Source organism: Acidobacteriota bacterium, assembly GCA_034211275.1.
Classification (GTDB): Bacteria; Acidobacteriota; Thermoanaerobaculia; order Multivoradales; family JAHZIX01; genus JAGQSE01.
The window spans coordinates 1-2,315 of sequence record JAXHTF010000360.1 but is presented as its reverse complement, the minus strand read 5'-3'; the positions used below and the strand labels follow the sequence as shown (position 1 = coordinate 2,315).

4 protein-coding genes are annotated in these 2,315 nt (G+C 62.2%); 3 read left to right on the top strand and 1 reads right to left on the bottom strand.

The genetic code is table 11. From position 1 onward, the window contains the following. Positions 1-311, bottom strand: a 311-nt coding sequence (locus SX243_25980; protein ID MDY7096435.1) for an aldo/keto reductase, incomplete at its 3' end; no start/stop codon positions are given. A 334-nt stretch (positions 312-645) separates the two neighbouring features. On the opposite strand from SX243_25980, the gene SX243_25975 reads away from it, so the two are divergent. The 3 genes from SX243_25975 to SX243_25965 form a co-directional block, all read left to right on the top strand. Continuing rightward, complete coding sequence (locus SX243_25975) at positions 646-1,209, top strand: hypothetical protein (protein ID MDY7096434.1); 564 nt, start codon at positions 646-648, stop codon at positions 1,207-1,209. 166 nt (positions 1,210-1,375) lie between these two features. Continuing rightward, a complete protein-coding gene (locus SX243_25970) occupies positions 1,376-2,035 on the top strand; it encodes a SatD family protein (protein MDY7096433.1) in 660 nt (219 codons plus the stop codon). Next, positions 2,032-2,315, top strand: a 284-nt coding sequence (locus tag SX243_25965) for a hypothetical protein (protein ID MDY7096432.1), incomplete at its 3' end; no start/stop codon positions are given. The genes SX243_25970 and SX243_25965, both read left to right, overlap by 4 nt.

Sequence of the window (2,315 nt, the reverse complement as noted above, 5' to 3'; positions counted from 1 at the left end):
CAGACCTTGGTGGTCACCCACACCTCGTCCCGGGGCAGACCGGCAGCCTTCAGTCCGGCGCCCACCCCTTCTTCGTTCTGATAGATCTGCGCCGTGTCGACGTGCCGGTAGCCCATCTCCAGGGCCGCCTCCACCATGCGCTGGGCGTCGTCTCCTTCGAGCTCAAAGGTTCCAAAACCGAGACGCGGGATGCGGGCACCGTAGGCGTTGACGGGTGAGCGAATGGGGTCCTCCGACTCGTCGGCGGGCTCCCCCGCCACTACGGCCTTGGAGCCTCGGATGCGCGATGGGGTTTGCAGTTCGATGTCCATGGGTATCTCCTCTCGTTGTAGAACGTGCTCGTGCTGAGGCCGGAGCTTCGAGCCTGGCGGGATCGAAGCGCTCCCGGCGTAGTCATAGGAGGAGCAAGAATCGTGCTGACCGGCGAAACCCCGAAGCAGGGCGATCTCCGGCGCCGCACCGCCATCGGGACGACTCCGGCGCGGTAGGTTTTTCGACCCCGCTTGTAATTGTCTCGGGTTGTCACTGTCTTCAGGTTGTCATCGTCTTCGGGTTGTCATCGTCTTCGAGTTGTCATTGCCTAGAGTCGGCAACGCTGATCGCCCACCCAACTCATCCAAGCCCCATCGACTCAGGAAGAGCGCCATGAACCACCGCGCCATGAACCACCGCGCCATGAAACACCGCACCGTGCACCCCATCCCAGCTCGACCTCGCCAAGCCCCGAAGCCAACCCACGGGCTGCTATTGATCCTCACCGTCGCCGTTCTCGGTCTCGTCGTCGCGGGGCTCACCGGCTGCGCCTCCACCGCGCCCCAGCCGGGCACTGTTCGACCGGGCACGGGGGATCTCGCCTTCCGGCTGCTGTGGTCCGGAAGCGCGGATCTGGATCTCTACGTGGTCAGCGCCCTGGGCGAGCCCATCGACTACGTGCGCCGTACCGCGCCCTCCCAGGGCACCCTGGACGTCGACTGCAACGTCGGCGAGAGCCGGTGCCCCGAGCCGATGGAGAATATTTTTTGGCCCAGGAACACCGCGCCCCCCGGCGACTACCGGGTGTGGATCGTGCTGGCGGACCCCAAGGGCCTCACGGAAGACGACGAATACCGCCTCCTGGCCCTCGCCCACGGCGCCGTCGCCTGGGAGCGCCGCGGCCTGGTGAGGGACCTGGCAAGGGGTTTCTCCCCAGTTCAGCTGCGTTACCCATGAAGCGTGGCGCCCAATGACCCCATTTCTGCGGATTCCAAGACGCACACTTATCGCCCATGAAACGATATACTAGAAAAATCGGACCACAAGCGATTTTCTATAAATATCTATTGAAGCGCGATAATCTCAGGAAATCGTCTCAGCCAAGATAATCTAAGCCTCTGCTATGAAACTCCGAGAGCTTCCCGAACACTTTGCCACCGTCCTCGGGGACGTTGTCGACTCTCGTGGCTATCCCGATCAAGCAAGCCTGCTCAGGGAGCTCCGCCGGCTTCTCCAGCTGGTCAACCAGAGAGTTCCCGCCCTTCAACCCCTGAGCTGTTCTGTAGGGGACGAGTTTCAGGGTGTTTATGAGTCTCTAAAGGAGGCTCTCCTCGCCACCCTCGCCGTTCAGCTCCACGCCAAGGGATCGTTTGAGGTCCGGTTCGGACTGGGCTGGGGTCCTATCTCGGTTTTCTCGCCGGAGGAGGCGCCCATGGGGCAAAGTGGGCCTGCTTGGTGGATGGCACGAGAGGCCATCGACGAAGCCAAGAACCAGGTTCGGGGCTGGCCCGAAGGAGCTCATAGCCGGTTTCGATGCGATGATCGTTGGACCTTTGGAACGATCAACGCACTGCTTCTCTATCGTGACCAGATCGTCTTCGGTATGGACGAAAAGGATGCGGCCATCGCGTTGGGGCTCCTCGACGGGAAACGCCAGACTGATTTGGCACGAGAGCTGAGCATTACACAATCGGCGGTCTCTGCTCGACAACGGGGCAAGGGCCCTGCGGCCCTCCTGCGCGCTCACGAAGTGATCGCGGAATCCTGGAGTCCCACAACATGATCGGGTTGGCTCTGGTCTTGATGGTGCTATCCATCGGAGACCTCGCCGCTGGTGGCCTGACCGGAGAACCTCGCCGCTGGCGCGACGTCCTTCGCGGCTTCTTGGCAAGCCTGGTCACCCTAGCCGCCGCGACCAGCTTGATCGATCTACCCTGGACCCACTGGCTACTCTTGGCTACCCTCGCCCTTGCGGGCAGCACTCTTTGGCTCTTGAGCAAGCTCAAAGCCGGCCAAGCGGAGAATCGGGGCGATCTACCGGCAGCGCAAAGAAACTCTCTTTG

Coding starts and splice junctions, on each gene's coding strand:
- SX243_25975 (MDY7096434.1), top strand. CDS start 646: ATGAACCACCGCGCCATGAACCACCGCGCCATGAAACACCGCACCGTG.
- SX243_25970 (MDY7096433.1), top strand. CDS start 1,376: ATGAAACTCCGAGAGCTTCCCGAACACTTTGCCACCGTCCTCGGGGAC.